Origin of the sequence: Arthrobacter sp. fls2-241-R2A-172, assembly GCF_030208885.1 — a bacterium.
GTDB lineage: Bacteria > Actinomycetota > Actinomycetes > Actinomycetales > Micrococcaceae > Arthrobacter.
Genome location: NZ_JARVTB010000017.1, coordinates 63,892 through 87,431 on the forward strand (window position 1 = coordinate 63,892; position 23,540 = coordinate 87,431).

Annotated in this window: 22 protein-coding genes and 2 pseudogenes; 13 read left to right on the plus strand and 11 right to left on the minus strand. The window is 59.9% G+C overall.

The genetic code is table 11. The features are described 5' to 3' along the window. Positions 1 to 96: 96 nt before the first annotated feature. The 3 genes from QRM57_RS19810 (at position 97) to QRM57_RS19820 (ending at position 2,768) form a co-directional block, all read left to right on the plus strand. Entirely contained in the window at positions 97 to 1,347 is a 1,251-nt protein-coding gene (locus tag QRM57_RS19810; protein WP_284987881.1) for an IS256 family transposase, read from the plus strand. A 355-nt stretch (positions 1,348 to 1,702) separates the two neighbouring features. Then, positions 1,703 to 1,999 (plus strand): GAF domain-containing protein, encoded by a 297-nt coding sequence (locus QRM57_RS19815; RefSeq protein WP_284987882.1) that lies wholly within the window; start codon positions 1,703 to 1,705, stop codon positions 1,997 to 1,999. 70 nt (positions 2,000 to 2,069) lie between these two features. Further along, entirely contained in the window at positions 2,070 to 2,768 is a 699-nt protein-coding gene (locus QRM57_RS19820; RefSeq protein ID WP_284987883.1) for a sensor histidine kinase, read from the plus strand. Between the two features lie 247 nt (positions 2,769 to 3,015). Here the strand turns inward: QRM57_RS19820 and QRM57_RS19825 are convergent, their stop codons facing one another. The 5 genes from QRM57_RS19825 to QRM57_RS19845 all read right to left on the minus strand — a co-directional run bounded on the left by QRM57_RS19825 (position 3,016) and on the right by QRM57_RS19845 (position 9,899). Further along, positions 3,016 to 4,125: an ATP-binding protein gene (locus tag QRM57_RS19825; protein ID WP_284987884.1), complete on the minus strand. Its 1,110-nt coding sequence runs from the start codon at positions 4,123 to 4,125 to the stop codon at positions 3,016 to 3,018. Positions 4,126 to 6,313: 2,188 nt separating this feature from the next. Then, positions 6,314 to 7,093: an MBL fold metallo-hydrolase gene (locus tag QRM57_RS19830; protein ID WP_284987885.1), complete on the minus strand. Its 780-nt coding sequence runs from the start codon at positions 7,091 to 7,093 to the stop codon at positions 6,314 to 6,316. Further along, positions 7,090 to 8,553 carry a purine-cytosine permease family protein gene (locus QRM57_RS19835; protein WP_284987886.1) on the minus strand — a complete coding sequence of 488 codons (1,464 nt, stop codon included), beginning with the start codon at positions 8,551 to 8,553 and terminating at the stop codon, positions 7,090 to 7,092. The genes QRM57_RS19830 and QRM57_RS19835 overlap by 4 nt, the downstream gene beginning before the upstream one ends. 196 nt (positions 8,554 to 8,749) lie before the next feature. Continuing rightward, complete coding sequence (locus QRM57_RS19840; protein WP_284987887.1) at positions 8,750 to 9,394, minus strand: TetR/AcrR family transcriptional regulator; 645 nt, start codon at positions 9,392 to 9,394, stop codon at positions 8,750 to 8,752. 52 nt (positions 9,395 to 9,446) lie between these two features. Then, positions 9,447 to 9,899 (minus strand): Lrp/AsnC family transcriptional regulator, encoded by a 453-nt coding sequence (locus QRM57_RS19845; protein WP_284987888.1) that lies wholly within the window; start codon positions 9,897 to 9,899, stop codon positions 9,447 to 9,449. Positions 9,900 to 9,955: 56 nt separating this feature from the next. Here QRM57_RS19845 and QRM57_RS21085 point away from each other — a divergent pair. Beyond that, a pseudogene (locus QRM57_RS21085) lies at positions 9,956 to 10,138 on the plus strand (MBL fold metallo-hydrolase); the annotation flags it as partial. A gap of 80 nt (positions 10,139 to 10,218) precedes the next feature. Continuing rightward, a complete protein-coding gene (locus QRM57_RS19850; RefSeq protein ID WP_502868672.1) occupies positions 10,219 to 10,623 on the plus strand; it encodes an MBL fold metallo-hydrolase in 405 nt (134 codons plus the stop codon). A 73-nt stretch (positions 10,624 to 10,696) separates the two neighbouring features. On the opposite strand, the gene QRM57_RS19855 is transcribed toward QRM57_RS19850, so the two are convergent. Continuing rightward, entirely contained in the window at positions 10,697 to 11,344 is a 648-nt protein-coding gene (locus QRM57_RS19855) for a TetR/AcrR family transcriptional regulator (protein ID WP_284987890.1), read from the minus strand. 107 nt (positions 11,345 to 11,451) lie between these two features. Between QRM57_RS19855 and QRM57_RS19860 the strand changes: the two genes are divergently transcribed. From QRM57_RS19860 to QRM57_RS19875, 4 genes and pseudogenes are all read left to right on the plus strand, one after another. After that, entirely contained in the window at positions 11,452 to 12,912 is a 1,461-nt protein-coding gene (locus QRM57_RS19860; protein ID WP_284987891.1) for a purine-cytosine permease family protein, read from the plus strand. Further along, a complete protein-coding gene (locus QRM57_RS19865) occupies positions 12,909 to 14,135 on the plus strand; it encodes a serine hydrolase domain-containing protein (RefSeq protein ID WP_284987892.1) in 1,227 nt (408 codons plus the stop codon). Before QRM57_RS19860 ends, QRM57_RS19865 begins: the two co-directional genes overlap by 4 nt. Before the next feature lie 92 nt (positions 14,136 to 14,227). Further along, complete coding sequence (locus tag QRM57_RS19870; protein WP_284987916.1) at positions 14,228 to 14,461, plus strand: amidohydrolase family protein; 234 nt, start codon at positions 14,228 to 14,230, stop codon at positions 14,459 to 14,461. Next, positions 14,454 to 14,680: pseudogene (locus QRM57_RS19875) on the plus strand (helix-turn-helix domain-containing protein); the annotation flags it as partial. The gene QRM57_RS19870 and the pseudogene QRM57_RS19875, both read left to right, overlap by 8 nt. Before the next feature lie 344 nt (positions 14,681 to 15,024). Here QRM57_RS19875 and dmpG read toward each other — a convergent pair. From dmpG to QRM57_RS19900, 5 genes are all read right to left on the minus strand, one after another. Beyond that, the gene (dmpG, locus tag QRM57_RS19880; RefSeq protein ID WP_284987893.1) at positions 15,025 to 16,056 is read right to left on the minus strand and encodes a 4-hydroxy-2-oxovalerate aldolase; all 1,032 of its coding nucleotides are present in this window, start codon (positions 16,054 to 16,056) and stop codon (positions 15,025 to 15,027) included. 2 nt (positions 16,057 to 16,058) lie between these two features. Continuing rightward, a complete protein-coding gene (locus QRM57_RS19885; RefSeq protein WP_284987895.1) occupies positions 16,059 to 16,997 on the minus strand; it encodes an acetaldehyde dehydrogenase (acetylating) in 939 nt (312 codons plus the stop codon). Positions 16,998 to 17,005: 8 nt separating this feature from the next. Beyond that, positions 17,006 to 17,851, minus strand: a complete 846-nt coding sequence (locus QRM57_RS19890) for a 2-keto-4-pentenoate hydratase (protein ID WP_284987896.1) — start codon at positions 17,849 to 17,851, stop codon at positions 17,006 to 17,008. Then, on the minus strand, positions 17,851 to 18,792 hold the full coding sequence (locus QRM57_RS19895; protein ID WP_284987897.1) for a 3-carboxyethylcatechol 2,3-dioxygenase: 942 nt from the start codon (positions 18,790 to 18,792) through the stop codon (positions 17,851 to 17,853). The genes QRM57_RS19890 and QRM57_RS19895 overlap by 1 nt, the downstream gene beginning before the upstream one ends. A 117-nt stretch (positions 18,793 to 18,909) precedes the next feature. Then, positions 18,910 to 19,362, minus strand: a complete 453-nt coding sequence (locus QRM57_RS19900; protein ID WP_284987898.1) for a PaaI family thioesterase — start codon at positions 19,360 to 19,362, stop codon at positions 18,910 to 18,912. A gap of 584 nt (positions 19,363 to 19,946) precedes the next feature. Here QRM57_RS19900 and QRM57_RS19905 point away from each other — a divergent pair. From QRM57_RS19905 to QRM57_RS19920, 4 genes are read left to right on the plus strand one after another with little or no spacing between them, the layout of a single operon-like run. Then, positions 19,947 to 21,320 (plus strand): aromatic ring-hydroxylating oxygenase subunit alpha, encoded by a 1,374-nt coding sequence (locus QRM57_RS19905; RefSeq protein ID WP_284987899.1) that lies wholly within the window; start codon positions 19,947 to 19,949, stop codon positions 21,318 to 21,320. Beyond that, positions 21,317 to 21,658: a bifunctional 3-phenylpropionate/cinnamic acid dioxygenase ferredoxin subunit gene (locus QRM57_RS19910; RefSeq protein WP_284987900.1), complete on the plus strand. Its 342-nt coding sequence runs from the start codon at positions 21,317 to 21,319 to the stop codon at positions 21,656 to 21,658. Before QRM57_RS19905 ends, QRM57_RS19910 begins: the two co-directional genes overlap by 4 nt. After that, positions 21,658 to 22,890 carry an NAD(P)/FAD-dependent oxidoreductase gene (locus tag QRM57_RS19915; RefSeq protein WP_284987901.1) on the plus strand — a complete coding sequence of 411 codons (1,233 nt, stop codon included), beginning with the start codon at positions 21,658 to 21,660 and terminating at the stop codon, positions 22,888 to 22,890. Before QRM57_RS19910 ends, QRM57_RS19915 begins: the two co-directional genes overlap by 1 nt. A 37-nt stretch (positions 22,891 to 22,927) precedes the next feature. Further along, complete coding sequence (locus QRM57_RS19920) at positions 22,928 to 23,497, plus strand: aromatic-ring-hydroxylating dioxygenase subunit beta (protein ID WP_284987903.1); 570 nt, start codon at positions 22,928 to 22,930, stop codon at positions 23,495 to 23,497. Positions 23,498 to 23,540: the final 43 nt, after the last annotated feature.

The following is a 23,540-nucleotide window of genomic DNA, read 5'->3' on the forward strand; positions in this document are numbered from 1 at the left end:
GCTCCGCCGCGGCATGCTTGTAGTGGGACTGTCGGAATAACGGTGGATCCGGGGTTGGCCTGACACGCCGGGCTTGCCTGGCGGGGAGGACTGATCATGAGCGACACCATGGATCCCATGGCGACTGATGTGGATCAGCAAGAGTTGGCGCGGCAGCTCCTGTCCCAAGCCAAGGAACAGGGGTTGGAACTTGTTGGCCCGGGAGGGCTGTTGAACAAGCTGACCAAGAACGTCCTGGAGACCGCGCTGGAAGCGGAAATGGACGAGCATTTGGGGTACGGAAAGCATGACGTGGCCGGGCGTGGGAGTGGCAATTCCCGTAACGGTACCCGTTCGAAGACAGTGCTCACCGAGATTGGCCCGGTGGAGATCGATGTGCCCCGGGACACCGGGTCCACATTTGATCCCCAAACGGTGAAGAAGCGCCAGCGTCGGCTGACCGGTGTCGATGAAATCGTTCTGTCCTTGAGCGCGAAAGGGCTCACGACCGGGGAGATTGCGGCGCACTTCGCCGACGTGTTCGGCGCGAAAGTCTCCAAGGACACCATCTCCCGAATCACAGAGAAGGTCGTCGGGGAAATGACCGAGTGGCAGAACCGTCCTCTGGACCGGGTGCTCCCGGCGATGTTCATCGACGCGATCCACGTCAAAGTCCGTGATGGGCAGGTCGGCAACCGGCCCATCTACGTGGCCATAGGCGTCACTACCAACGGTGAACGGGACGTCCTGGGATTGTGGGCCGGCGATGGAGGTGAGGGAGCTAAGTTCTGGCTTGCGGTACTTACCGAGATCAAAAACCGAGGCGTGGAAGATGTTTGCATCACCGTCTGCGACGGGCTCAAAGGCCTGCCGGATGCAATCAACACCGTCTGGCCCCAGGCCGTGGTGCAAACCTGCATCGTGCATCTGGTTCGGAACACCTTCCGGTATGCCTCCCGGAAGAGTTGGACCGAAATGGCCAGAGACCTTCGCCCGGTCTACACGGCACCATCAGAGGCTGCGGCCAAGGAACGACTCGAGGAGTTCACCGGCAAATGGGGCCGGCAATACCCGGCCATCACCCGGCTCTGGCTCAATGCTTGGAGCGAGTTCGTTCCCTTCCTGGACTATGACGTTGAAATTAGGAAAGTCATCTGCAGCACCAACGCCATCGAATCACTCAACGCACGATACCGCCGAGCGGTCCGGGCACGCGGACACTTCCCGACCATCCCCGCCGCTCTTAAATGCCTCTATTTGGCCACCAGGGCACTGGACCCTACGGGCCGAAGCAGAGCACGATGGATAGCAAGGTGGAAACCGGCACTGAACGCCTTCGCCATCACCTTCGAAGGCAGAATCACATAATGCCAACACCCGAATCCACCGTTAAACGGACACTCCCCTTGTAGTCGGCAATTGGAGGCGTGTGGAAGGGGCTGCAGGACGCGACGGCTTTGTGACGAGGAGGTGTGTCCTTCTTCTGACAGGATGGCTGGATGAAGGAAGCCCAGATACCAGTAGTTAGCGCTGTGTGCATGACGGATAACAATTCCTCGCTGCGGATGAGGCGGTCGTGACAGCGGGTGAGCTTGCTAGGGATCGGGTGCTGGCCCAGAGGGGTTTGCCGGTTGCCGTACCGGGACGTGAGGTAACTGTTCCGGTGCCCTCGGAGCGGCTGCAGAATCTGGTGGAGTTAGCCCGTACAGTGTGCGGTCAGCCGGTGACCGCGATTAACATCATCACGGAAGACCTGCAGTACCAGGTGGCCAGCGCCGGGTTGGAACCTTATCTGTATAGCCGCGAGGATTCGATGTGCGCCGTTGGTTTCTTGGACGGGACCTCCACTGTGGTGGAGGATGCGTCGCTCGATCCCCGGTATAGCACTAATCCGTTTGTCGATGGACGCCGCGGTGCGATCAGGTTCTACGCGCCCGTGCCGCTGGTCAGCCACGATGGGTTTGTCCTCGGTACCCTCTGCGCAGGAGCAAGAGAAACCGGCACGCTCAGCGACCGGTAACGCCAGGGTCTGGAGATCCTTGCAGCAGAAGTTGTTGAGGCCCTCGCGTTGGAGCACCGGGCGAAAGAACTTGCCAGCGCTGACCGAGGCGCAGCGGAGCAACACCCTGCTTGCCGAGTTCGCCGGCCGTATCAGCCACGACCTGCGCAACCCCCTAACCTCCATCCTCGGTTACGTTGAACTCAGCCAGACGGCAGCCCTGGAAACTCCTGATGTGGCGATAACCCGGTACCTGGATGTAGTGACCGGTTCCGGGCAGAGGATGCTAGACATGGTCGAAGACGTCCTCGCCTACGCCACCATCGGCGGAGATGTCCGGCCCGGCCGGCTCTCCCTCTGCGCCCTGGTTGACGACGTCGTCAAAGACCTTGACGCGAGCCTTGAGGCAAGCAGAGCTTCGGTGGACTGCGACGAACTAAGCTTCAACGCCGATCCCGTCCAAATGAGAGTGCTGCTCCAGAACCTGATACATAACGCGGTAGCGTATGCCCGGCCCGGCGTCCCCCCGGCCATCCGCGTCACAGGTGAACGGTCTGACGAGGGTGTAGTCCTGCGAGTGATTGACAACGGGAAAGGAATCCGTGAGCCGGATCGGAAGCGCGTTCTGGATCCCCTGGTCCGCCTGCACCGGAAAGGCGACCCGCCAGGAACCGGGCTAGGCTTGGCGACCTGTGCACGGGTGGTGGCCGCCGCCGGTGGCCGGCCGGAGATCGGTTCTGCGACCGGGCACGGGACGGGAATTACCATCTGCCTCGGCAGCGGCAGCTGACCCCGAACTCCTTCTGCCTCGCTGGCCCTTGCGTCAGTTAGCGAGGTCACTCCTAGCGAACTTCAAAAACGGGATGTAGCGTTTGGATAAGGAACTCCGGCCTACCGCTCTTGGCCGGAGTTCCGATGCCCGGACAAAGCAGTAAAACTCGTAGGCTGACGGAACGTCCGTTATGCGGCTCAGCGTCACGTCCCGGGGGAGTCGGGTGTGGGCAGTCCCGCATCGCCGAAAGAGGTTTACTGTGGCGTTAGGTGTCGGGGTTCTTGCGAAGGTACTCTCGGAGGCCGGGAATGGCGTAGTCAACTCTGCCGTGTCCGGTTGATTCAATGAGCCCTGCGTCGAGGAGGCGGTTCCTGTATTTCGCAACGAGGGTTGGTCGGGATCCTGTGCGCTCTATGATGTTGGCCGCCGTTGAAGGGCCGTCATCGATGGACATGGCATGGAGGAACTCCCGGTCCTTGGCCGAGGCGGCCGCCAAGGCTGCTTCAATGACGACGCGTTCGTTGCGTCGGATGCCGGCAGTTATGGCTCTGTCGACCGCATCGGCTGAGAGCTGTCCATTGTTCTTCTCGGCTTCTCGCCAGAGGAAGTAGCCGATGAGTTGGATCAGGAAGGGGTATCCGCCTGTGGCTGCTGCTGCCGCACGGACCAGTCCAGGTGCGATGTTGATGTCTGCAGCGGCGAACGTGTCGGTGTAGGACTTCTCGACGTCGAGGATGGCCGCGGCGTGCAGGTCGATTTTGTCGGCCCTGCGAAGGAATGTCGCAACACCTTCGTTGAGTAGGTCCGATACTGCTGAGGGCAGTCCCGCGAAGATCAACGCGATGGGCAGCCGGTCCTGGATGAAGTGTTGTACGTTGGCGGCCAGTTGGGCGAGCTCGGCGCGGTCTGCGGCGTGGATCTCATCAACCGTGATCAGCAGACCCGTTCCGCGTTCATCAAGGAGGGTGAGAAGGGCTTCTCCCAGTTCTCGCCAGTCGACCTGGCGTTCGGGCGTCAGCTGGGAGGTGACGCTGAAACCTGCGATTGACACCCCGGTGATCCGACGGCGGGATTCAGGGTTGTCGGCCAGTTCCTGGGTCAGCCGGCGCATCTTTTCCCCGATGCGACCCATGAACGTGCCGGTGGCAGTCTCAGCAATGACAGCCCACCCGTGTTCGCGTGCGACGTCGTGGGCCGCCCCCAGCATGACCGTCTTCCCGATACCCCGGGCGCCAGTGAAGATGGACAGCAAACCCGGCGCACCCGAACCTAGCTCCAGGCCATATTCGAACTCGTCAAGAAGCCCGGAACGGCCGATGACTTCCGGAGGGGTGGCCCCGGCGGTGGGCCTGAAGGGGTTCTCGGGCGTGGGCACTTAGCTCTCTCCAGGATCAGGTGAATCTAGGTGAATTTGGTGAATTCAGGCAAAGGGGTGAATTTGGTGAATACCCACATGCTAGCGCACCTACCGCCCCTGAACGGAACTAACAACGCGTTGGCTTGAGGGTTTGAAGCGGCAATCCGCCGAGAGTTTATCCGGTCATGTCCTGGCCGTCCTGCTCGTGCCGACGGGCTGCCCCTGACGAGGCGGCGCGGTCTGGTTGATGACGGGGGAATTGGCCTTTGCCGCACCAAAATCGCGGGCTCTTTTGTGCGGACGTTTCCGTCAACACGACATAACATCGGTTATCGGTGCGCGCCCCGAAATGGACTGGGGGAGGAACCCGTCATCGAAACAGGAACCATCCTCAGCTACGCGACTGAATACATTGCGGCTACGGGAGCGGCGTTCATCCTGTTCTTGCCTGTCATCGTGTTGCTCGTCGTCCTGCTCATCGCCGGCGATGTACTGCGACTGTTGCTGCTGCCCTTCATCGCCCTATTCAACAACCTCCGACGGCGGCAGGAACCCAATCTGGATCCGTCCTGGCTCTGGACCGGCAACGCTAACCACCCCCGCTATTACCGGTTCCGCCCACACGCCACAGGTCCGCCTTCAGAACGGTATGCGACATCGGGACGCCTCCTCGGATGTGAGGCGTCGCTGCGGGGTTCTGGCGCCGACAGCCGCGGGCCGCCGGCTTGGCAGCCCGCGGCGTCAGATTCGGGTTTTAGTCGTCGGGGTGTTGGGTGAGCCAGCTGGGAAGCTGATCGTGTCAGTGGTGCCGTTTTCTGGGGTTCCGGACAGTGTGAACTCGCCGCCGCGAGCTCTGGCGATGGTGCAATTTGGCGAAACCGGATCGTCGCCGTTCCGGTGCAAGGCGTATGAGTGGTTTGAGGAGATTGGCCTGGCCTTTGATGCGGCAAAAGAATTTGCTTTCTGATCTCTGGTTATTTGCTTTCGGTTTCTACGGATTTGAGGTTCTTGTGTCAACGAATATGGCAGCGGACTTTGCTGGACGCGCTTAGCCTCGGAGCAAATTCAACCACCCAGGACGTACTCTACGTGTATAGGGAAATGACAGATCCAGGGACAATCAAAGTGCCCGATCGTCGCAAGGCGACTGGCATTTTCCGATGTCAGCACTGCGAAATCCACTGACACCGGACACGTTTCTCACCCAACCTGTCATCCCGATCTTGCCCTTTCGGTGACTGGAGAAGGTCTGAAGCCAGGCATGCTGCAATCACTTCGCCAATTTGCGGAAATGGCGATTTGAATGAGAAAAATCCGACAGATTCCTCTCATCCAACTTGTCAGTTCCCACGTCGACGCCGATATCTATATTGAAAACGGACAGCAGGATCTAGAAAAGCTCCACTTTCCCTAAGGGGAAGAGCATTCTCTGTTTAGACCGCCGCCAATGCTCCCGATCAACAATTTGATCAAGGCTTAGGCGTTGAGCCTAAATACTTCTATTTCGTCTCCTTCAAATATTAGCCGTCGCTCCTGTCCATCGGGCCGCATCCAGAAGAAGCGGGCGTCGTCCGCTATTCCGTTTACTGTCGCCAGCTCAGTAGGGCGGCCCGGTCGCCTGAGAGCGACACGATCACCGTTCTCTAGGTCAACCCAGTCTTCATAGGTGAGCGGTTCAAGTTGTCGCTTTGCCGATCTATGCATCAGGACCCTCTCCCGGCGGTTGGTGCTGTTGGCGAATGAGCCCGAACGGGACTGCTTGGTGGATTTGCACGGTGTATATACCAGGGCGGGTGCGCGTCACGAGGATTCCAACGGGCTGAGCAATGGCCGCGTCTTTGATGTTCTCCACTGCTCCATTGAGAGCATCGTCCAGCTGGGATGAGTTCTGAACTTCTACCTCAACTCTGTCTAATGACGTATGAAGTGGGGCAAGAACTGTCATAGGTACTAACATCCTTCTCACACGAGAAAGTGGCACTCAACCGGGGTTGGATTTGTCCTTGGACTACAAGCTAGGCTCAGCTGCCCTTCCCGGGTTAATCGATGGGTCGCAATCAATGGCTTTCTACCGATCTGAAGTGGGGGAATTTCCGGATGGGATCTGGTCCGGCCGTCAAGACGCTGGGGAGTATCGCCAGATACTTGACTGACGTTCATATAGAGAACTGCCCTATCCGATGGAGAAAGAAACATACCCCCGCTATTAAGGGTGATGGATGCTCAGGTGTGGTGCCCTGTCTTGAAGATAGATATGAATGAGTTCCCGCATTCTAACGGCGCCGAAGCTTGCCCCATGTCCGGGATGCACAACGTGCACGGGCAGGGAGTTGAGGCGGATCATGCTGCTAATGTAATCCTCGATATTCGATTCGTGGAGTTCATCGAGCAAGATGTCGTCGTACAGGACATCACCGCTGAAGAGAACTCCGCTGGCTTCATCGAAGAGGCAAATGCTGCCTGGGGTGTGGCCGGGCAGATGAAGGACCCGAAACTGCCGATCCCCGAGGTCGATGAGGTCACCCTCCGTGAGAGGGTGAGTGATCGGGGCGGGCTTGATGGCGTAGCTGTCGGGATCGTACCCGTCGAATGGCAGCGCGGCGAGCAGGTATTCGTCGGCGTCTGGCCAGTCCAGTCCCAATTGTTTGGCAAGTACCGGGCCGCGAAGTGAACCGACGATTCCCTGGCCCATAGATTCTGCTGGGTGAGCGCGGCGGTCCTTGAATTCGTGGGCGGCCCCGGCATGGTCAAGGTGGGCGTGGCTTACTACGAGGATGGGGTTGTTGGCGAAGAGTTCAGGAAGGGCTTGCTGCAGAGATGCAACCCCGAGGCCTGCGTCTATGACAAGGTCGCGATCCCGGCCCCGGACGTGCCAGATGTTGGCTTGAAGGAGTTCATGGACGTGGGGTTCATCGATACGGGTGATCGTCTCCGATACGTGCTCGGTGCGATACCAGGCTTGGGCGACTTCCAGGTTCCAGCTCACAGGACCACCTGTTCGCCATTGGGATCGGTCACGAGGTTCTGTCGTTCGTGCAATACCCGGCGGGCCTGAGGGCCTTCAACAGCTGCGTAAATGCCACCGCCAAGAATAGCTCCGACAAAGATGGAGATGTTCATTCCGCCCAGCGCGTTGGTGATCGGTCCGGTGTAGAAGGTAGTGCTGAGGCAAAGAAAGGTACCGAAACTGCCAATAAGCAGCGCGCCACACCCGCCAAGGTTGAAACCGCCATGGAACCAGTATTTGCTGCGTGAGCTTGTGTCCTGCAGGGCTGGTCCGTCATATCGGTTCCGGCGCAGGAATGTATCCACTGCGTAGATTGCCATGGCCGGGGCCAAGAGGGCCAGCGTTGCTTCGAGCATCCCGGAAACCGCGTCGAGGAAGTTCACTACGAGCACCGCGTAAAGGGTGGTTCCGACGGCAACAACTGCATCGAAAATGACTGTTACCGATCGCTTCCACGGGACGCCGGTGGCGAGCAGCGCCAAGCCTGTGCTGTACGCGGTGAGGGCGTTGTTGGCGACGGAGCCTATGACGATGACGAGGAGGAACACCGAGTAGAACCAGGGAGGCAGAATTTGGGCCATCGCTACTTCCGGGGTGCTCATATCGATGACGGTGCCTGCCAGGACACCCAGGATCGCGATTCCCGAGGACGGAATAAATCCCCCCAAGGCCGTCCACAGCGCCGTGGCACGTGAACTTGTCGCTGCCGGCAAGTAACGCGAGTAATCAGCGCCGACCTGCCAGGACAACGGTCCCGAGGCGATAATGGCAAAACCCCCCGCAGCCACGACCCACAGCGGCACGCCCGAAAGTACACCGGCTTCAGGGACGTAGTTGAAGTTGGCGCGGCTCACGACGAAGAAAGCCAAAAGCGCCAAAGCGGCGAGCAGGGTCCAACTGAACCAGGGGCCAAGCTTGAGGATGGTGGCGTGGCCGAAGACGCCGATAGTGAAGGTGATAGCCGCCAGCACCACAACAATCAATATCTTGATCAGCACTGGTGCGTCTCCCATGAACTGCTCAACCAGCGCGAACCCGGCCATCGCGCCGACCGATAGGTTGATCGCCTCATAGAGCACTCCGACAAGCCACCCCACCACAAACTGGACAACCCTATTGCCATTAACACCGAAAAATGCCCGGGCGATGACTTCGCTGGGACTTCCGGACGCCGGTCCGCTGATGGACAGATAGCCCACCCCTAGCCAGGCGATGTTCCCGGCGAGAATCACCAGTATCGCCTGCCAAACATTAAGCCCCAGAAGGACCATGAGGCCTCCAAGGACAAAGTAGAGGTACGTGATGTTTGATCCGGCCCAGACAGCAAAGAGTGAGCGCGGTGACCCGCGGCGTTCGCCCTCTGGCACGTAGTCCGTTCCGTGGGTTTCGATCTGGCCTGCACGGTTGCCGGCCGCTACTGCTTGAATTTGTGCGGACATCCCTTGCTCCCTTGCAAGTCTTGTAAGAGTCAAAGGAACAGTAGCCAGCTATTGACCCATAGGTCAATAGCGATAGTATTCACGAAAGTACTATGAAGTACCCAATTGCAGGTGCCGGCTCTGACCGTGAAGAACCATAGTTAGATACCGGAAGGATGTGTGCAGCGGATGGCTCTGATGTCCACTTTTGCTTGCTTTAGGAAGTAAAAGTGCCCGGACGGACACCCAGCTCGCGCTCGGCTGTCGCGAAGAGCATTTCCTGTACCGCGGGGTAGTCAAGGGAGGACTCTGAGAGAGCTGTCCGGATGGCGGAGGCCGCCACTTGGCCGTCCAACAATGCCAGGATGCGAATAGCTGCCCGCGCTGGGGCGTCGACTTTGAATTCTCCCGCGTCAACGCCTACGGTTATTGCCGCTTCGAGCGTCTCGACGTCGCGCTCCATCTGGTTGATCACTGCCTGGCGCAGCATCGGCCGGTCGGCCGCCTGCCTCCATGCGTCCAACCAGAGGAGTCCCATCTCGTCCCTGGTCGAATCGGTGTAGGCGCGGAGGACCGTCAGAACCTGCGCCGTGCAGGTTGGTTGCTGTTCCATTGCGCGGTTCAATGTAATGCGCTCCGCCTCTGCGAGTTGCGTGAACGCCGCAGTGATCAGTGCGTCGACAGTGCTGAAGTAGTGCATGACGAGCCCGGACCTCACTCCAATGCGTTCGGCGACCCGCCGGGCTGTCACACGTCCCAGCCCCTCTTTCAGTCCCAAGGCGGCCGCGGCCTTGACGATCTCCCTCCTGCGGTCCTCCGGGTCCTTGCGACGGGCTATTGGGGCGGGTGCTGCCTGGCTCATGGGTCCACTCTATTGGCACTGCCGCGGTCCATCTTTGCTGCCGCCTGCAGAGTCAATGTTCCTCCTTGAGGACTCTCAAATGGATCCAGGATTCCACGTTCCGAACCTCAGGCAAGGCCCGGATCTGGTCGGCCGCACGGCGCACCGAGTTCCCGTCAGCACCGTGAACGGTGGCAATGACGTCGTGCTGGCCGATGCTTGAGGCCAGGAAGGTGCATCCCGGAATCCTTTCCGACGATTCCGTGAGACGTGTGGCCGGACCGGTAATCCTGAGGCCCAGACCCAACCTGACCACGCGCTCCTGGGATGCCGGGCGCAAACTGAGCCCTATCCTGACAATTCCCCTGGCGAGGATACGCATGACCCCTGTCCTTGCGGTTCCCGTGGACACCCCCGTCGTTGCCGCCATGGTCGTGTAGGTAGCCCTGGCGTCTTGGCGGAGAAGATCGATGAGGGCCAAGTCGAGCTTGTCAATAACCAGATTGGCGATTTCAGCGGGACGCATGATGTCGACGAGCAGTTCGGTGTAGATGCCGGATCACCGAGCCACACGTTCACCCCATGCTCCAATCAAACATTTGGTGGATTAAGGGGGATGAACACGACGTTGTTATCGACGCAGGTCTCGGTATAACGCCCCTGCGGCCACAATTACCCGAAATGTTTGACCAAAACCCACAACTCATCGTTACACACACGCATTTGGACCACATCGGCGGGGCACACGAATTTGAGGACATCGCCGTCCATGTCGCGGAAGCGACAACGCTAACGGCGCCAGGCCCAACTTCCCTGAGGACACGCGTCCTCTCGACATTCTCGGGATCGAAGTCCGTCCCGAGGAAGATGCCTCGATGCTACGGAAACTCCCCAACCCTATCTACGACATCGACAGCTACTCAGTCGAACCAGCCTTACCGACCAAATTGTTGCAAGATGGCGACATCCTGAACACTTTGCAGTTCCCCTTGGAAATTATGGCCACCCCAGGCCACTCGCCCGGCAGCATCTGCCTCTATGACCCAACCCGCAAATGGCTCTTTACCGGCGATACCGTTTACGAAGGAGCACTGCTAGATACCATCAGAGGCGCCAGTCGCTCGGATTACAGGGCAACGATGGAGCGGCTGTTACAACTGGAAGTCGAAACGGTATTTCCAGGGCATGGACCGGAGATGAGCCCGGATTCACTAAGGTCTATCGCGGAACAATACCTGGAGAGAACCTAAGCCGAGCACTACCCCGCTTCCGAAGCATTTGCAAAATGGGCTGTCCGCGGGCACGCTCCCGGTGCGCGGTGCTCTACTGCGGACGTTCCAGCTGTCGATTCACCGTAGAGCGGAGCTCGCCTCCGGGGACTCCCAGTGACCACTCCGCGACGTCAGTGACAAAGCGGGTAAAGGCTTCGTAGTCGAAGGCGCCTAGGTTGTTGGCATAAGCACCAACTCCGTCGATAGCGACAAGGATGCGGATGCTCGCACCGAAGGGATCATCCACTATGAAATTCCCAACGGCGGCCCCCTCTTCGATGAGCGTTGTAAGCCGCATTCGGTCCAGGTATTCCTGAGCCTGCAGGGCCTCGGCCAAAGCGGGGCTGAATCGGCAGAGGTGGCGAGCGTTCAGCCACAGGCGTGAGAGCTCGAAGGCTTGATTGCTTTCGATACGCGATATTAAGTGCGCCATGCGGGAGAGCGGGTCTCCCCGCTCGGGAAAAAGTTCCTCCCGCTCTACTGACACGGCTTCGACGAAGGCGGCGATTACCAAGTCTTCTGCGACGGGGTAGTAATGGCTGATCAGGCCGGGTCGTACGCCCAGCCGGGCGGCTACTGCACGCAAAGTGATCCCTTCGAGGCCCTCGTATAAGGCAATGGAGGCGGCCTCGTGGACGATCTCCGCGCGGCGTACTTCTGGAAGCTTTCGAGTGCGCTGGGCCGAGGAGCTTGACATCATGGGATTCAGTCTATTGGATAAGTGACCAATATCGCATTGGTCAAACGACCAACAGCGCTGATGATTGCGGCCGCATCGTCGTGTCACAACTTCTTGAGAGGAACAGCATGTCCCAGCCCATTAGGACTGATTTAGTCAGTCACCACGATGCATTGAACCGGCCGGAGACTCGGGGCATTGAACTTATTGGCTCAGCTGAACGCCGCGGACGGGCCCGAGACCTCTTCTCGGTCTGGGCAGCGCCGAACGTCAGTCTCCTGAGCTTCACCATGGGTGCGACCATGATCCTGCTTGGAATGGAGCTTTGGCAGGCCTTCCTGGTCATTGTTGCCAGCGGCATTCCATGGATCCTCACGGGCCTGGTGGCCATCAGCGGCCCAGCAGCAGGGACTTCCGGTTCGGTTATCACCCGAGCGATCTATGGGATCCGTGGAAACAGGGTTGTTGTCGCGTTTTGCGGCTGGTTTCTCTCTTCCGTCTTCCTGGCGCTCAATTGGCTTGCATCGTCATTCATGGGCGCAGAACTCCTGACACAGCTTGGCTTCACGGATCCAGTCCTGGGACCGGTGCTCGTCACTATCATCGTGGCTGCAGTTACCGTCCTGGTGGCGGTTTTCGGCCATGGCCTGATCATCCGCAGCTACGCCGTGGTCTCCGTAATTCTGCTTGTGATTTTCCTCCTGGCAACTGCTTTCATTCTGCCTCACGCCGACTGGAGCTACACCCCATCCGAGCCACTGCAGGGCATCCCGCTGTGGGCAGCGATAAGCATTGGCTTCACTATCCTTGCTTCCACTCCCCTTTCGTTTTCCAACAGCCCTGACATGGCACGCTATTTGCCGCGCTCGACCAAGCCATCCCACATCATCGCGGCAACCGCGCTGGGCGGAATTCTCCCGGCCACGTTCTTTACAGCGGTCGGTGCCCTGCTGGCCACTGGCGTGGACGCGGCAGCGATGGATCTGGGTATCGAGTCGGCGCTCCTGGCCCTGCTGCCGTCCTGGCTCGGACCGATTTTCGTGGTGGGCGTCATTATTAACACCATCGCGCTCAATGGCATGACCACCTACACAGCGAGCATGGCATTTCAGTCGATTGGAATCCCCATCCGACGCATCCCGGCAGCGGTGGTCGTGGGTGTAATTGGCACCGCTCTAACCATTTACCTGGTGATGTCAACGAGCCTGCTGGAAGCCGTTAACCTGATGCTGCAGTTATTGGTCCTGATTTCCGGGCCTACCATGGCCATCTTTGCCACTGATGTCATCCTCCGCCGTAACCGCTACGCCGGACATGAACTGTTTGACCAACGAGCAGGGGCGCCGTTCTGGTACACGGGCGGCTGGAATCTTCCTGGCATATTTGCCGTCGTTCTCGGAGGCACCGCAGCTTCATTGTTTGTGACTAGCAGCCTCTACACCGGTCCTTTGGCGACGGCCATGGGCAACGTTGACCTTTCGGTGCCGGTTTCCTTGGTTGTCACCTCGGTGACATATGTCCTGGGCACGCGCTCGGCGTTCGCTAGCCGGTGCACAGAAGGTGCCGTCCAGAAAGGGGTGGCCGCGTGACCAATGCCGTTGCCGTCGCAGCCACTGGACCGCACCCGGCCCGCTACCCGGGGGCGCAGGCAGGCCAACCAACACTGGACACCTGGCAGGAGGCTCCCAACAACAGGTGGGCGTTCTCCCATCTGGGCGAAATCCTCCCTACGGCGACGATCGCCCGCAGCCATCCGGCATCGCCCGAATCTCCAACCGTCCGACTCAACCACCTGGCGTCCGTGATGCCCGATCTGCAGCAGCGCCTTGAAGAGTCCTACACCGATGCTCTCCTTGTCCTGCAACGCGGGAAGGTAATCGCCGAGTACTACCGTCCTGGCTTCGGTCCTGACGACCGGCATTTGCTGATGAGCGTGTCCAAATCCTTGTGTGGCCTGCTTGTTGGAGCGCTTATTGATGCGGGCAGCATAAAACCTTCAGCCAAGGTTGTGGACTATGTTCCCGAACTTTCCACTTCCGTCTTCGACGGCCCAACTGTCCAGGATGTGCTGGACATGTCCATCAGCATCATCTACAACGAAGACTACGAAGATCCAGCCTCCGAAGTTCAGGCGCACGACCGCTCCTCCGGGTGGCGCGGTTCGCGTGCAGAGGATCCGGATGACACATACGCGTTTTTGACCACGCTTACGGGCGGCGGTGAGCTGGGCAAGTTCCAGTACTGTTCAGCGAACACTGACGTCCTTGCCTGGATCATCGAACGGGTATCGGGGCTTCGTTACTCCGAAGCGCTATCGAAGTACCTCTGGTCCAAGATCGATGCCGATCATGATGCCACTATCACCGTCGATTCCTCGGGCTTCGGCTTCGCAAACGGCGGGATTTCATGTACGGCACGCGACCTGGCCCGTGTGGGCCAGTTGTTGCTGGAGGACGGCGAAGGGCCAGGCGGCAAGGTCGTTTCGAAGCACTGGATCGAGGCGATCTTTGCAGGCGGAGACCGGAACGCGATGGTCGGAGCCTCTTTTATTGCTACCCATCCGCACGGTTCGTATACCAGACAGTGGTGGTGCACAGGGCACGAGCGCGGCATCGTGACCGGTATCGGAATCCATGGGCAGTACCTCTGGGTTGATCCGAGTGCCGACTCTGTCACTGTGAAGTTGTCCAGCTGGCCAGAGCCTGACAACGACCAACGCCATGAGCGGGACAACAAACTGCTGCTGGACGTGGGGTACGCCCTAGACGAGGCGGGGAACGAGCAAACGAACAGCAAGGAACACACCGCGTGAGCACGCAGCTATACATCAACGCCCGCATCTTCAGCTCCGACACCCGGCGGTGGGCGGAGGCCCTGCTTGTCCAGGGCGAACGGATCCTTTACGTGGGGGACGCTTTCACTGCACAGCGGCTGCGCCCAAATGCCGAAATCATTGACCTTGAGAACCGGCTCGTAGTGCCCGGTTTCGTCGACGGTCACGCACACGTGATCGGCACCGGCAAAGCCCTGGGGCAAGTCAGTCTCGGGGGTGCAGGAACCGTCGATCAAATCCAGCAACGAGTCAAGGCACGGGACATCGAACAGCCGGAGTCCGCCAGAATCTTGGTGTTTCGCTGAATTCGAACGCTCACTCATCAGGGAACGCCAGCGGGAAGGTATCGCCTGGCCAAGTAGCGCGGCGCCTACAAAGGACGTAAAAAGACCCTCACACCAGAACGGGCCGCCGAACTGTTCCAGCGCGCCGTCAGCGGTGTACCGAAAGCCCTACTTGCGCGTAACTATGGAATCAGCAGGGAAACCGTCTACCAGAACCTGCGCCACGCCAAGCAGGAGTGACCCGCTCCCCTACCGGCCTCGGCCGTAGCTTTACGGAATCACGGTTATCGGCGTTCAAACCACGGGAGTGGAAGTAGCCCCGGGAACCGCCGCCTCGTGATCAGAGTCCAAGCGTTTTGTAGCTCAGCATTGCGATCGAAGATGCGGGTGGGTCGCTGTCTGGGATTATCTTTGGTCAGCATCTTGGACGCTTCGTCGCTGAAATGCAGTCAGTCGAGTAACGCTAGGCCGAATTCAGCGACGACGGTTCGCAGTTCGCTGAGGTAGCGCTCTGCTTGGGCCCGCGGCCGAGGCAACACCATCCCGTAAAAAATTGCTATCGAGCCAGCCACTCGTTTACGGGACTAGGCGACCCTGGCGCCGGATGCAAGCTGTACGGCGACGTCGACGATCATGTCTTCCTGGCCGCCGACGTAGCCGGCTTTGCCAATTTCTTCAAGGATTTGCCAGGCGGGGACGCCGTATCGTTCCGCGGCGCGTTCGGCGTGGATGAGGAAGGATGAGTAGACGCCGGCATAGCCCTGCATGATGGACGCGCGGTCCATGATGGGCATGCGGATGATGATGGGCTTGACCACATCTTCGGCTGCAGACATCACGCCGTGGACGTCTACCCCGGTGTGGATATCGAGCCGTTCGAAGGCTGCGGCGAGGACTTCCGTGGGTGAGTTTCCTGCGCCGGCACCGAGGGCGAGCAAAGTGCCGTCGATCTGTTTAGCTCCCGCGCGGGCGGCGTAGACGGAGTTTGCAACGCCGAAGCTGAGGTTCTGGTGGCCGTGGAAGCCTACCTGGGCGTCGTTTCCGAGTTCGGCGACAAGTGCCGAGACGCGGGCAGAGACATCTTCAAGGATCAGGGCTCCGGCCGAGTCCACGACGTAGACGCACTGGCAGCCTGCATCAGCCATGATCCGGGCCTGCTTCGCCAGGTTCTCCGGGGTAGTGCGGTGGGAGAGCATCAAGAAGCCCACGGTTTCCATGCCCAGCTTGCGGGCGTGCTGGAAGTGCTGTATAGAGACGTCAGCCTCGGTGCTGTGGGTTGCGATGCGAGCAACGGAAGCGCCGGCATCATGAGCGAGGTTAAGGTCGTGGATGGTGCCCAGGCCCGGGAGCATGAGCACCGCGATTTTAGCATTCCGGGCTTCATCAACGGCGGTGCGCACCAGGTCCAGCTCCGGTGTGAGGGAGAAACCGTAGTTGAAGGAAGAACCGCCCAGGCCGTCGCCGTGCGTAACCTCGATGATTTCGACTTTGGCGTCATCAAGGGCACGGACCACTGAACGGACGTGCTGCTCGGTGAATCTGTGGCTCATCGCGTGCGAGCCGTCCCGAAGGGTGGTGTCCGTCAGCCGGACGCTCAGGTTCTGGGTCACGGTCATGGTTATGCTCCTACAGGTGTTGAAGAAATGGTTGCGTCCATGCGCTCAGCCAGCAGGTCAGCTGTGCGGGTGGCCGCAGCAGTAATGATGTCCAGGTTGCCGGCGTATTCGGGCAGGTAGTCAGCGGCACCCTTGACCTGAACCCAGACACCCACCCTGCCGTTCCCGTTCCAGTCATCGCGCGCCGAGTCGAACTGCGGCTCAACACGAAGCGCGTAGCCGGGAACGTAGTCTTGGATTTCAGCGACTGCACTGTCAATGGCTGCACGGATCTTGTCCTGCAGCTCCCCAGGTTCGGCGGCTTCAGCCGGGATCGCGGCGTAGATGGTGTTGCGCATGATCATGGGCGGTTCGACCGGGTTGATGATGATGATGGCCTTGCCTTTCTTGGCGCCACCAACTTCCTGAAGTGCCTTGGCGGTGGTTTCGGTGAACTCGTCTACGTTTGCCCGAGTTCCGGGACCGGCCGACTTGGAGGCAATGGAGGCAACGATTTCTGCGTACTCGACGGGGACCACGGAGGACACGGCGGCAACGATCGGTGTGGTCGCCTGGCCCGCGCACGTGATCATGTTGACGTTCAGGACATCTTCGAGCGAGTCCAGGTTCACCATCGGGCACAGGTACGGTCCCACGGCGGCAGGGGTGAGATCGATCGCGTGAATTCCCGCGGCTTTGTATTTGGGGGCATTGGCTTCGTGGGCTTTGGCTGAGGTGCACTCGAAGACGAAGTCAGGAAGTTCGTCCCGGGCCAGCAGCCAGTCCACACCCTCTGCGGATGTGGTGATGCCCAGCCGATCGGCCCGGGCCAGCCCGTCTGAGGCCGGGTCGACGCCGATCATGTACTTGACCTCGAGGTTCTTGCTGCGGCGCATAATTTTGAACATCAGGTCGGTGCCAATGTTTCCCGAGCCGACAATGGCGGCTGTTTTCTTTGCCATAGGGGTCCTTAGTCTGTGAAGTGAATGGTCAGTGAGCCGAGTGGTCCGAAGTCCGCTACGGCCGTACTGCCCGCAGTGACGGGCTCAGCCTTGGTGAATGAGCCCGGGAGGATCAATTGACCGGCTTCAAGGGCAACGCCCTCGTCGGCAAGGACGTTGGCCAGCCAGGCAAGCGGAGCAACCGGGTTACCCATGACGTCCGCCCCGTTTCCGGAGCCGGTCACAACGCCGTCGATCACGAGCGAGCACAGAGTGTCAAGCAGCGCCGAGGGATCAAGGTCGAGCGGTTTTGCACCGACAGCGATCGCGCCGCAGGAGGCGTTGTCTGCCACGGTGTCCACCAGCTTGATATCCCAATCGGTGATGCGTGAATCGATAATCTCGATGGCCGGGTAGATGGCATCGATGGCAGCGGCAGCCTGCTCAACGGTAACGCCGGGGCCCTGTAGCTTTTCTTTGAGGACGAAACCGAATTCCGGTTCCACCTTGGGCTGAATAAAAGCGGATGCAGGAATGTTCGCGCCATCGCCATAGACCATGTCCTCGAAGAAGAATCCAAAGTCGGGCGAATCGACACCCAACTGTTTCTGCATGGCCAGGGAGGTCAGCCCAACCTTTCGGCCGGCCAGCACGCGTCCGCCTGCAGTGTGATGGTCCAACTGGACGGTTTGCACGTGATAGGCATCCGCCAGTGTCATTCCTTCCAGCCGGTTTCGCAGGGGGGCTATCGGGGTGAGGGATTCGGTCGCTTCCAGCAGGTCCTGCCCAAAGTGGGCCAGCTGCTCCCTTCTGGTCCGGACCGGATCGGTGGCAGGAGCGTTCGTATCGCTGAGGGGGGCGGATTGGTTTGTCATTAGCGCAGCACCGCTGTCGTAACGCCGAAGCCCGCGATGTATTCCTTAACGGGTTTGTAGAACTCGTAGGTGACCTCGTATTCGCCGCAGGCCCGCAGGGCTGAGTAGGCCGCTACCCAGGTGCGGACTTCGTGGGAGGAATGCCCTGCCACGCGGTTCATCTCATGCGGGTCATAGGCGTCGAAGCCGGAGACTTCGCCGGAACGGCAAACGTCAAGGAACGCACGGTCCCATTCGGGGTTCAGATCCATGATGTCGGCTTCACCACGGGCGAAGGCTTTCGCTGTGGCAATCGTGCGTTCCTGACGCGCCGCGCGGGCTTCCGGAGTGGGGTGACGGCCGTTGGTGAGGAGGTGGCGCTGTTCCGCGGTGGCGGTGGCGATCTGGGGAACAGGCGGGTCATGGGAAAGCCCACCCGAACCAATGAACAGGATTTTCTTATCGGAGTTTTTGAAGTACTCGCCGACCGCGGTGCCGAACTGGCGCACGCGGCGGACCTTGGAGAAAGGCGGCGCGACAGAGTTGATAAAGATCGGAATCAGGGGTTTAGCGGCAGCATCGCCGTCGTACAGGATCTCCATGGGTTGGACTGCGCCGTGGTCGACTTCCATCTGGCGGGAGATGGCCGTATCGACGTCCTGGTCGATAACGTATTGGGCGAGGTCTTCAGCGACCTCTGTGGGGACGACCAGTTTGCCTGAAAAGGAATCGTAGTCGCCCGTTCCGTGGGCTTCGTAGCCGATGCAGAACGGGGGCATTAGGTCGTAGAAAAATCCATTGTAGTGGTCGGGGCCGAAGTTAACAACGAGGTCAGGGTCGAAATCCTTTACGAAAGCGCGCGCTTGGTTGAAGGCTGATTCGACTTCTGCTTTGACGTCCGCTGGCGGGTTGGCGTATTCGAGCAGAGGGGTATGTGACATGCACACCAGGGCATGGGTCATGACGAAACTCCTTTGGATGCGTGTAGTCGTCCGAATTGATTAAGTCCCATTGCACTCCTGCGCTTAGTGGTTCGTCTGGCAAGCGTTCCGCAGGGCGGGACGGAAGATCACGAGTAGCTATTTGTTGCCCAGCGTGCGGTCTTTGATGGCGTAGGTGAATGTGGAGTGCAGAAGCTGCTTGCCATCAGCGTCACTGACCGACACTTCAGCTACGGCTACGGTGTTGCCGCCGCGCAGGATGCGGGCTGTGGCGATCGCGGGGGATGCCTTGGAATTAGACATGAAATTCATGTTCGACTGCACGGCAAGCGGGAACTGGCCGCTGCCGGCGTAGTTCTGCATGGCAAGCAAGGTACCGGTGATGTCCGCGGCGCCAAAGAGCGCTGCTGCGGAAAACATGCCTGAGACCTGGGCAAGTGAGTCTTGGAGTGGCATGGACATGCTGATGGTGGAATCTGTCACAGCGTGCGGCTCGATGCCCAACGTAGTGGCAATGTCATCGAATCCGCGCTTTGCAGTGAACTTGTCGACGAACGCGGTGAATTCCTCAAGGGAGGCGGGGTGAGCCATCTGGTCGCTCCTAAAAGTTGGGGAAGGGTTTGAAATCAGGCTAGCGACGCCAGCGGCCGTCCTGTGAGGGCGGGTGCCGGTAGACGGAACACAAATGCCCTTAGATGCCCGGGCCTGGTCGGTGGTGTCGTGGTGGGGCCGCATTCTAACCCGGTAGCGCGTCTGTAGCCCGATGACCACTAGGGCCGCGGACAGCAAACATCGGATGTGCCCGCCTCACCAAAGAAAAGCGGTGTCGGGTCCGGCGAGGAGGCATAGGGCCAAGGTGGCGATCGATCCGGCTGGACCGCCTGGCTGCGATGGAACCCACGGAGCCCCGTTTTTCCTTGACGTGTTCTGCAGCAATAAGGGTTGCCCCTGGCCCGCTCGCGGCCAACGGCAAGCACCTGGATGTTACGGGGGTGAACAGGGATGAGCACCAGAGGTGCGGAACAACTCGTCCCGGTGAAAATGTCGAGAAAGTTCCGATGATTGACAGTCCGGCCCGTTCCGATGTTCGGCACGCCGGGTAGATATGCCCTGCGGCAACGGTGTCCTATTGATCCAAGAACCTCGCCGCCCCTAATTGAACGAAGGGTCCCCGCATGACCACCACGGAGTCCTGTCCCTCGAACGCCAATCCCGCCATCGGCAAAATGGCTCGTCCGGGGACCATGACGACCAACATGGACGTCTCCACACTGATCGATGGAGAGGGCGGCTTGATTGACCGATCCATTTACTCGCACCCGGGCATTTACCAGCAGGAACTGCGTCGGGTTTTTGCCCGGACCTGGCTTTTCCTGGCGCACACGAGTCAGTTCAGCAAGCCCGGGGACTTTTTCACGACGTTTATGGGGGAAGACCCTGTCATCGTCACCATGGATAAGAGCCGGAATATCCGGGCATACTTGAACGCCTGCCGGCACCGTGGCGTGCGTCTTTGCCGCGCCGACGCGGGGGCAACGAAGATGTTTACCTGTTCGTACCACGGCTGGTCCTTTGACCTGGCCGGCGCCCTGCAGTCCGTGCCGAATGAAAAGGCCTACCCCGAAGACTTTGAACGGAAGGACTGGGGCCTCATCGAGGTTCCCAATCTGGCCTTCTACAAAGGATTGGTTTTCGGCAACTGGGACCCCAACGCAGAACCGCTGGAGGAGACCCTCGGAGACATGCGCTACTACATGGACGCGATGCTGGACCGTGATCCCGAGGGCACGGAAGTCATCGGCGGCGTCATGAAGTGGGAATTGGAAGGCAACTGGAAGCTCGCAGCGGAGCAGTTCGCCACCGACTGGTACCACGTCAACATGTCCCACGCATCCGCTCTTATGGTCATGTCCCCGACCGGCCGTGGTCCCAAGCCGGACATCGCGGAGACGCCCGGGCGCCAGTACCTCTCCCCAAACGGTCATGGTGCAGGCTTCCCCACGCATCCCAAATCACGCTTCGATGCCAAGGCAGTTCACGAGTACTACGACTATCCCGCCCTGCGTGAGCGGCTGGGAGACGCGTCCGTTGAAGGACCAATGACCACCGGCCATGCCACCGTTTTCCCGTCGTTTTCTTACCTTCCGGTCAATGGTTCCATCCGCGTCTGGCACCCCAAGGGCCCTAACAAAATAGAGGTATGGGCCTGGATCCTTGTGGATAAGTCCATGCCCGACGATGTCAAGGACGCCCAACGGCTCTACAACCTGCGAACCTTCGGACCGTCCGGGATTTTCGAAGCCGATGATGGCGAAAACTGGTCCGAGATCCAGGCCATCGCCGGCGGCTTCGTGACCAACAAGGTCCCCCTGAACTTCCAAATGGGCATTGGAAGCGAGTGCGAAGACGGAACCTACCCCGGCCAGACCAGCGAACTATACTCGGACGCGGCCGGCCGGGCGTTCTACCGCCACTGGGTCGCTTTGATGAACGAACCGGCATGGCACGAAAACACAACGCGGAACAACATTTCAGGAGATACCCAGTGAGCGATTCCATCAGCATCGGGGCCGTCGATGACATAGATGAGGGCGAAGCCAAGGTAATTCCCGCAGCCCAAAACGGCACGGAGGAGGACATCGCGGTCTTCCACGCCGAGGATGGCAACTTCTACGCCCTGAACGATAACTGCACCCATGAAACCGCTTCTCTTGCGGACGGGTGGATTGAGGGGACTGAGGTGGAATGCCCTGTCCATTCCGCTAAGTTTTGCCTCAAAACCGGGGCTGCGCTGTGCATGCCCGCAACAATCGCCGCTCGGACCCACCGAATCGAGGTCCACGGCGGAAATGTTCTGCTCTACCCGAACGTCAGCGCGGACGCCTGATGGCACAAGATATCGTGGGCGCCCCTGTGGAATCCGTGACCATTGTTGGAGGCGGCATGTCAGGCTTCACAGCGGCGAAGGAGCTTCGCGGGCGAGGGTTTGCCGGCAATCTGACCATTATCGACCCCGCCGGGCTTCCTTACGACCGCCCACCGTTGAGCAAGGACTACTTGCTGGGTTCCCGAGACGCTCAGGACATACAGCTGGCGCACGCGGACTGGTTTGCAGAGCACCAGGTGGACGTGGTTACAGGCCACGCTGCGGCCCTGAGGCCGGATGAGGCGACCGTGGTTCTGGAGGACGGGAGCGAGATCACCAGCAGCCGGGTTGTTCTTGCCACCGGAGGCGCTGCCAGGCGCTTGGGCATACCGGGCGGGGACTTGGAGACTCTGCTGGAACTAAGGACGCGCGAGGATGCCGACCGCCTGCGCTCAGTACTGAAGCCCGGGGCCCGACTGGCGATCATAGGGGCTGGCCTGATAGGCGCCGAAGTTGCGTCCTCCGCACTGCCGTTCGGTGTTGAAGTTGTCCTTATCGATCCCGTGGACCCGCCACTCGTCCCGGCGGTCGGCCATGAATTGGCACGACTGCTGCACGACATGCACCCGGAGCGCGGTGTAAGTGTCGTAACAGGGGTCCCTACCGCAATTACGCGGGACAGCGCCGGGCACCACGTGGCCATGGAGTCAGGCGAAAGGATCGATGCCGACGCGGTGCTGGTCGGCATCGGCATCATTCCCGAAACAGGGCTGGCCGAAGAAGCCGGGCTCGAGACGGACAATGGCGTCATTGTTGACGAGTCCCAGCGCACCGCCCATCCGAACGTTTACGCAGTCGGTGACAGTTCGCGTATCCGCCGCTCGGATGGCACGTTGCTTCGCCGTGCGGAGCATTGGGAGCACGCCCTCAACACGGGCGCCACGGCCGCTGCCGCGCTGCTGGGGCAGGACCTGCCCAAGCACGGCGCGAGCTGGTTTTGGTCCGACCGTCACGGCGTGCACATCGAGGGCGTCGGCAATATGACAGGCGAGGGCACCACAGTAGTGAGGGAAAAGGATGGAAAGCCCTCCGTGTTCTTCCGGCTCGATCCCGACGGCTATTTGGCCGGCTGCGCAGCCATCGACGGAGGCATGTCCGTTCGGGCCGCACGGCGCCTCATCGACCGCAGGATTCTCGTGGACCCCCAGAAATTAGCTGACCCTGCCGTCGACCTAAAAAAGCTCACGAAGTAGCAGCACCCGCTCCAATGCAGGAAGCGAGACAGGAACCATGACAGAACATGTTGTAGCCGCGGCTGCCGCCACGGCCGTAGACGAAATCCAGGGCAGGCTGGCCGATGCCGAGATTGCCTACCGCGTTCAACAGTTTTACTTCTACGAGGCTGAACTTCTCGACGACGGCCGGTTTGCGGACTGGCTGGAAATCTTCGATGAGGACCTTACATATTGGGCGCCATTGCGGACAAACCGGCTTCGCCGTCAGGCTGCCCTGTCCATTGGAGCCCGCGGGGAAGCCGCATATTTTGATGAAACCAAGGACTCCTTGGCCTGGCGCATCCGGCGATACGACTCCGGCATGGCCTGGGCCGAGGACCCGCCCTCCCGGACACGACACCTCGTGTCCAACGTGACCGTCCGTCACAGCGGACCGGACCAGCTCACCGTCCGTTCAGCGTTCCTGGTATACCGCAACCGGCTCCAGACGGAAACGGACATCTACGCCGGCGGCCGCACGGACGTCATCAGGGTCAAAGCAGACGGCAGCCTTCGCGTGGCCCAACGCGAATTACTCTTTGACGCCAACGTCCTCCAAGCGAAAAATCTCACCACATTCTTCTAACCAACCCATTCTGGGCAGCCCTTAGCTGGCTGCCCCACATGAC